This is a genomic window from Bacillus cereus group sp. MYBK15-3 (assembly GCF_051916765.1).
GTDB lineage: Bacteria > Bacillota > Bacilli > Bacillales > Bacillaceae_G > Bacillus_A > Bacillus_A cereus.
Genome location: NZ_JBQAHG010000013.1, coordinates 52,004 through 58,501 on the forward strand (window position 1 = coordinate 52,004; position 6,498 = coordinate 58,501).

Here is a 6,498-nt window from a genome sequence, read left to right on the forward strand (position 1 = left end):
CCTAGCCTCCTAATGTCAAACGAAGCGCTTCTCCTAAATTAGAAACACCTACAACCTCAATCCCCTCTGGAATTGTCCACCCCCCTAAATTTTTTCTAGGAATGATAGCACGTTGAAATCCTAATTTAGCTGCTTCTTGTACACGTTGTTCGATTCTTGATACTCTTCTTATTTCTCCAGTTAATCCAACTTCTCCTATTACCGCATCAGTTGGTGCCGTAGATTTATCTCTAAAACTTGAAGCTATACTTAAGGCAACAGCTAAATCAATTGCCGGTTCATCTAATTTCAAACCACCAGCTACTTTTAAATACGCATCTTGATTTTGTAATAGTAAACCTGTTCTTTTCTCTAGTACCGCCATAATAAGCGAGACACGATTATGATCAATTCCTGTCGCCATTCTTCGAGGATTTCCAAAACTAGTAGGGGAAATTAATGCCTGTATTTCTACTAAAACTGGTCTTGTTCCTTCCATTGAGGCAACTACTGTTGAACCTGCAACTCCAACTGGTCTTTCCTCAAGGAAAATTTCAGAAGGATTTAAGACTTCTGCAAGGCCAAGTTCTTTCATTTCAAAGATACCCATTTCATTCGTAGAACCAAAACGATTCTTTACAGCTCGTAAAATACGATATGTATGGTGTCGATCTCCTTCAAAGTAAAGAACTGCATCGACCATATGTTCTAGCATACGCGGTCCCGCAATTGCACCTTCTTTTGTCACATGCCCTACGATGAAAATTGGGATTCCCTTTGTTTTTGCAAGTTTCATTAATTCTGCTGTACATTCACGTACTTGCGCCACACTACCAGGAGCTGATGTCACTTCAGGTAAATGTATCGTTTGAATAGAATCAATAACAACAAAAGCAGGATTCATCTCTTCAATATGTGCTGCAATACGCTGTAAATCTGTCTCTGATACAACAAATAGATTACTACCATTTACATGTAAACGATCTGCACGAAGTTTAATCTGCTTTGCTGACTCCTCACCTGATATATACAATACATCATATGAAGCATCTGCTAATTGCGAGGAAATCTGTAATAATAACGTTGATTTTCCAATCCCAGGGTCCCCACCAATAAGTACTAAAGATCCATCTACAATTCCGCCACCTAGTACACGGTTAAACTCCTGAAATTTTGTTTCAATACGTGCCTCAGACTTTGTTTCTACTTCTGTAAGACGTCTTGGTTTTGTTACTTCTGTTTGAATTGCATTTGCATAATTTAGGCGTCTGGATGATACAACGGGTTCCATCTCTTCAACAAGCGAATTCCATTGACCACACCCTGGACATTTACCCATATATTTTGGTGATTGATAACCACACTCTTGACATGTGAATTTTGTTTTCTTTTTAGCCATATCTTTTTATATTTCACTTCGCTTTCATCTATAAACATTTGACCTTCTCGTACAAGAAAGAGGGCTATCTCGTAGCCCTCTTAGTTTGTCTATACTTATTTTACCTTTTCAGCACTATGAATGACAAATGTTTCCCCTTCTACATCAAAGATAACTTTTTGTCCTTTCTCAATAGCACCTTTTAAAAGTTCTTCCGATAGTCTATCTTCTACATGCTTCTGAATTGCTCTACGTAGTGGACGAGCACCATATTCACGATCAAACCCTTTATCAGCAATAGCTGCAATCGCCCCTTCTGTTAATTGCAATTCAATTTCTTGTTCTTTTAAGCGATTCACTAACTGATTTACCATAAGAGTCACAATTTCTTGAATATGTTTTTTCTCAAGCATATGGAATACGATAATTTCATCAATACGGTTTAAGAATTCTGGACGAAATGCCTTTTTCAGCTCATCCATTACTTTACCTTTCATATCCGAATAATCACGGCTTTCATCTTGTACGTTAAATCCAAGATGTTTGTTACGTTTTAACGCCTCAGCACCAACGTTAGACGTCATAATAACAATCGTATTACGGAAGTCAACTGTACGTCCTTTAGAATCAGTTAAACGACCATCTTCCAATACCTGTAGTAAAATATTAAATACATCAGGATGCGCCTTCTCTACTTCATCTAATAGGACAACTGAATACGGCTTACGACGAACCTTCTCTGTTAATTGTCCGCCTTCTTCATACCCAACATATCCTGGAGGAGAACCAACTAAGCGAGAAGTTGAATGTTTCTCCATATACTCAGACATATCAATGCGAATCATTGCATCCTCATCACCGAACATAGATTCTGCTAACGCTCTTGCTAATTCTGTTTTACCTACACCTGTTGGTCCTAAGAAAATAAATGAACCAATTGGACGTTTCGGATCTTTCAGTCCTGCTCTTGCACGACGAACAGCTTTCGCTACAGCCACTACCGCTTCATCCTGGCCGATGACACGATCATGAAGAATGGATTCTAAGTTTAATAATTTATCAGTCTCTGTTTGTGCAAGTTTAGAAACAGGGATACGTGTCCATGTAGAAACGACATTTGCAATATCTTCTACCGTAACCTCTGAATTTTCTTTTCCTTGTTGTTCTTTCCACTGACGCTTTGTATCTTCCAATTTCTCACGTAAGCGTTGTTCCATATCACGTAAGGAAGCAGCCTTTTCAAACTCTTGACTTTGTACAGCCGCATCTTTTTCTTTTCGAATTTCCTCAAGCTTCACTTCAAGCTCTTTTAAGTTTGGTGGTGTTGTATAAGAACGTAAGCGAACCTTTGAAGCAGCTTCATCAATTAAATCAATTGCTTTATCTGGTAAGAAACGATCCGTAATATAACGATCGGAAAGTTTCACAGCTGCATCAATTGCATCATCTGTAATAGACACACGGTGATGGGCCTCATAACGATCGCGTAAACCTTTCAAGATTTGAGTTGATTCTTCTAGACTCGGCTCATCAACATGAATTGGCTGGAAACGTCTCTCTAAAGCTGCATCCTTTTCAATATATTTACGATACTCATCTAAAGTTGTCGCACCAATACATTGTAATTCTCCGCGTGCTAAAGATGGTTTTAAAATATTTGATGCATCGATTGCACCTTCTGCTCCACCTGCACCGATTAGTGTATGAAGTTCATCAATAAATAGAATAATATTCCCTGCTTGACGTATTTCATCCATTACTTTCTTTAAACGATCTTCAAACTCACCACGATATTTCGTCCCAGCTACCACTGTTCCCATATCTAGTGTCATAACACGCTTATCTCTTAACGTTTCAGGAACTTCATTATTTACGATTTGCTGTGCTAACCCTTCAGCAATTGCTGTTTTACCTACACCAGGCTCTCCAATTAACACTGGATTGTTTTTTGTTCTACGGCTTAACACTTCAATTACACGTTGAATTTCTTTACTACGTCCAATAACAGGATCCAAACGATTCTCACGTGCAACAACTGTTAAGTCGCGCGCTAAACTGTCTAGTGTCGGTGTATTTGCATTTGTCGATGAACCACCTTGGTGACCTGAACTTGCTTCGTTACTTCCAAGAAGTTGTAACACTTGTTGTCTTGCTTTGTTGAGGCTGACGCCTAAATTATTTAAAACACGTGCCGCTACACCTTCACCTTCACGGATTAAGCCAAGTAAAATATGTTCTGTTCCAACGTAAGAATGTCCTAGCTTACGCGCTTCATCCATAGACAATTCAATAACTTTTTTAGCACGAGGTGTATAATGTACAGTTTGAGAAGCTTCTGTTCCACGTCCAATTAACGCTTCTACCTCTTTTTGCACTTTCTCCGGGCTCAATCCAAGAGCAATTAACGCTTTTGCTGCAATTCCTTCACCTTCGCGTACAAGCCCAAGTAAAATATGTTCTGTTCCAATGTTATTATGCCCAATGCGAATTGCTTCCTCTTGAGATAAAGCTAATACTTTCTGTGCTCTTTCTGTAAATCTTCCAAACATCATAGAAATCGCCTCCTACTTGCGCTTAGTTTTTTTCAATACGTAATCGCTCACGGATTAAGGTTGCTCTTCGATAATCTCTTTCTTCTGGTCCTAAAGGTCCTCCTGCGTATTGTTGTAAAATACCAGGTTGCGTAAGAACCATTAGCTCAGTCAAAATATTTCTCGATATACCTTTTATATATCCTAGATCAATACCAAGTCGTACATCCGATAAGCAAGTTGCCGCTTCTGCAGATTGAATTAAACGACTGTTTGCTAGTATACCGTAAGAACGATAAACCTTATCTTCAAGCTCAATACTCGAATTTTGTACAATTAATTCTCTGGCCAATTTTTCTTGTTGTATAATTTGCTGCATGACACTCTTTAAATCTGCAATAATATCTTCTTCGGATTTCCCTAGCGTCATTTGATTTGATACTTGAAATATATTACCTAACGCTTCGCTACCTTCACCGTATATTCCTCTTACTACTAAACCTAATTTTTGAATTACTTGTATAATACGGCTAATTCTTTTTGTTAAAACCAGCCCTGGTAAATGAATCATTACAGAAGCTCTTAATCCTGTACCAACGTTAGTAGGACAACTCGTAATATATCCAAGTGATTCATCAAAAGCATATTCAACCTCTTTCTCAATCCAATTATCTATTTGATTGGCGCTTTGAAGCGCCTTTGATAACTGTAGTCCTGGAAATAGGCACTGAATCCTAATGTGGTCTTCCTCATTAAGCATCACACTAATGTGTTCGCTTTCTGATAACAGACATGCTCCATATTCAGTCCCTGCTAGATTTGGACTAATTAAATGCTTTTCGACTAAAACTCTCCTTTGAAGAGGCGTTAATTCATTCATTTTTAATAGTCCAAACTTCCCAAAGGGCTCTACCGCTTTATTTATAAATTTCTTTTTAAATAATTCTTGAACCTTTTGAGCTTCCTCTTCGTTTTGCATAGTAGAAAATTGATATTGCTTAAAATTACGAGCCAAACGAATTCGACTACTTAAAACAATATCAGAATCAGGGCCATCCCCCTTCATCCATGGACTAATCGCTTCATTCATAATTTTGTCCAGTGACATAGAACTACTCCCCCTCTCTATGCTCACTAAGCTGAGTTTCAAGCCCTCGAATTTCATCTCTTACCTCAGCAGCTTTCTCAAACTCCTCATTCTGTACATATTGTTTCAGAATAAGTTTTAGTTCATCTAATTCTTTCTTTAAGTGGATATTTCCTTCCATTCGTTCCGGAATTTTTCCACAATGTTCTGTATGTCCACCATGAAGTCGTTTTAACAATGGGTTTAAGTGTCCTTTAAATGTATCGTAACAAGAAGCACAACCAAGGCGTCCCACCTTTGTAAAATGTTCGTATGTCATCTTACAACCTGGACATCTTATTGTATTTGTATTTGAAAACCCGTTTTTTCCTTCTCCAAACATTGTTGATTCACCGTGTAATAAACCAGCAAATACATCATGAAATGAAAAGTTAGACTGTGATGATTGAAAGAAAGACGTATAGCCACTTTGCTCTGCACATTGCTCACAAAGATGAACTTCCGCCTTCTTCTCGTTGATTACTTTTGTATAATGTAAAGTTGCTGGTCTTATATTACAGTTTTGACAAGTCATCAATATCCCCACCTTTACAACAGGAACGATCTACCTCATGATACTTTTCATACATTACTAGATTGTCCTCTTTCCTTAATCCATTTAGATAAAAGTACATGCTCTTTTTCAAAACTTCTACAATATTTAACTGCCCTATCTTAATTATCATTCTTTTACAAAAGCTGTATTTATTTATATTTCAGTGTTCTTAACATTGCGCATAATATTCGAGCCCTAAGTTCATCTCGAGAAGGAATATCCATTGATAATACAGAACGATCTAGTACACTTAACATTAGTTTTGCTTCACGGCCTGTTATGATTCCCTCTTCTAATAAACGTATAATCATACTCTCTGCATTCCCTTGTGCAACGCTATGATCAATCATATGAAGCATTTGATCAATAATGTCTATATCATCATGCAGTTTGACTTTTATAATGCGAATGTAACCTCCTCCACCACGTTTACTTTCTACTACAAATCCTCTTTCTAATGTAAAACGGGTATTGATTACATAATTGATTTGAGATGGTACGCACTCGAATCGATCCGCAATCTCATTTCTTTTGATTTCAATCACATTATTATTACTTAAGTCAATAACTTGCTTTAGATATTGCTCAATGATATCAGATATATTTCTCATTTATCCGCCACCTTTATTGACTTTGACTATCTTTGACTTTAATTATATACGTATTAATAAAATTTGCAACTCTTTTGCTTATTCACTATCCTAGCCACATTCCCCTGCATTTAATCAAAATAGTAATTATTTAAGCACATTTTTTTAATTACTATGGATTATAAAAGAAAACACGAAAAAACACGAGTCATTTGACTCGTGTTTAGTTGCTTGGCGACGTCCTACTCTCACAGGGACAAGGTCCCAACTACCATCGGCGCTAGAGAGCTTAACTTCCGTGTTCGGTATGGGAACGGGTGTGACCTCTCTGCCATCAT

The 6,498-nt window shown here is 37.5% G+C and carries 5 protein-coding genes and 1 rRNA gene; all 6 read right to left on the reverse strand.

Annotated elements, in window-relative coordinates:
* Position 1: 1 nt before the first annotated feature.
* A complete protein-coding gene (radA, locus tag ACTFR8_RS29470; protein ID WP_001085202.1) occupies positions 2-1,378 on the reverse strand; it encodes a DNA repair protein RadA in 1,377 nt (458 codons plus the stop codon).
* A 95-nt stretch (positions 1,379-1,473) separates the two neighbouring features.
* On the reverse strand, positions 1,474-3,909 hold the full coding sequence (gene clpC, locus ACTFR8_RS29475; protein WP_000971184.1) for an ATP-dependent protease ATP-binding subunit ClpC: 2,436 nt from the start codon (positions 3,907-3,909) through the stop codon (positions 1,474-1,476).
* 22 nt (positions 3,910-3,931) lie between these two features.
* Positions 3,932-4,996, reverse strand: a complete 1,065-nt coding sequence (locus tag ACTFR8_RS29480) for a protein arginine kinase (RefSeq protein ID WP_000050842.1) — start codon at positions 4,994-4,996, stop codon at positions 3,932-3,934.
* A 4-nt stretch (positions 4,997-5,000) separates the two neighbouring features.
* Complete coding sequence (locus ACTFR8_RS29485) at positions 5,001-5,549, reverse strand: UvrB/UvrC motif-containing protein (protein WP_000128398.1); 549 nt, start codon at positions 5,547-5,549, stop codon at positions 5,001-5,003.
* Between the two features lie 170 nt (positions 5,550-5,719).
* A complete protein-coding gene (gene ctsR / locus ACTFR8_RS29490) occupies positions 5,720-6,181 on the reverse strand; it encodes a transcriptional regulator CtsR (protein WP_001244565.1) in 462 nt (153 codons plus the stop codon).
* A gap of 208 nt (positions 6,182-6,389) precedes the next feature.
* Positions 6,390-6,498, reverse strand: a 5S ribosomal RNA gene (rrf, locus tag ACTFR8_RS29495); the annotation flags it as partial.